Origin of the sequence: Mesorhizobium sp. M7A.F.Ca.US.006.04.2.1 (assembly GCF_004022915.1) — a bacterium.
In the GTDB taxonomy this organism is placed as follows: Bacteria; Pseudomonadota; Alphaproteobacteria; order Rhizobiales; family Rhizobiaceae; genus Mesorhizobium; species Mesorhizobium ciceri.
On record NZ_RZQA01001510.1, the window covers coordinates 1 to 700 of the forward strand.

Annotated in this window: 1 protein-coding gene; it reads right to left on the reverse strand. The window is 56.0% G+C overall.

Going from position 1 to position 700, the window contains the following annotated elements; genetic code table 11:
• Positions 1-548, reverse strand: a 548-nt coding sequence (locus EN925_RS38400) for an AAA family ATPase (protein ID WP_164894805.1), incomplete at its 3' end; no start/stop codon positions are given.
• Between the last annotated feature and the right edge of the window lie 152 nt (positions 549-700).

Below are 700 nucleotides of genomic sequence, written 5' to 3' on the forward strand. Positions count from 1 at the left end.
TCGTAACGAATCGCCTCATAGAGCGAGAGGTTGTTATCAAGTTCCGGCTGGAAGCCATGCAGGGCCGACAGTGAGGCTTGAGGATCGAGATCGATTGCAAGAACACGGTGGCCGGTCAAGGCCAGATGCTGGGCGAGGTGGGCGGCAGTCGTTGTCTTGCCACTGCCCCCCTTGAAGTTGACGACAGCAACGACCTGGAGCTTGTCGCCGGACTTGCGGTGCGGGACATACTTCTTGACTTCGGTCCTGCCATGCTGGTCCAGGAAATGGCGCAGCTCAAGCATCTGCTGGGCAGTGTAGGACCGGCGTCCCGATGGGATCTGCTCGGGCAGGGGGCCCTTGCCCTCCAGATGAAGGCGCTTCAGATTGTTCTGCGAGACACCAAGATAGTGAGCGACTTCTGCCATCGAAAACGAACGCAGCGTCTTGGCCGCATCGGGGGGAAATTTCTCCATCCGAAGCTGGTTAAGGCGCCGTGATATCTCAGCACCCTGCTCGAGGATTTTCTCATCGAACTCGAAGCTCGGTAGCCGCATGGCGATATTCATTCTCGTCGAAAACCTGAATTGGCGCTTTTTGCGATGAAATTATTCAACAAGCGCCATTAAGCTCCGATTCGGAAAGCCCGGCAAGAAGTTTTAGGTTAACAGAAGGTTAACAGCACTAGCGGGCTTCCTTGCGGCCGATTCCTGCTGTCGTC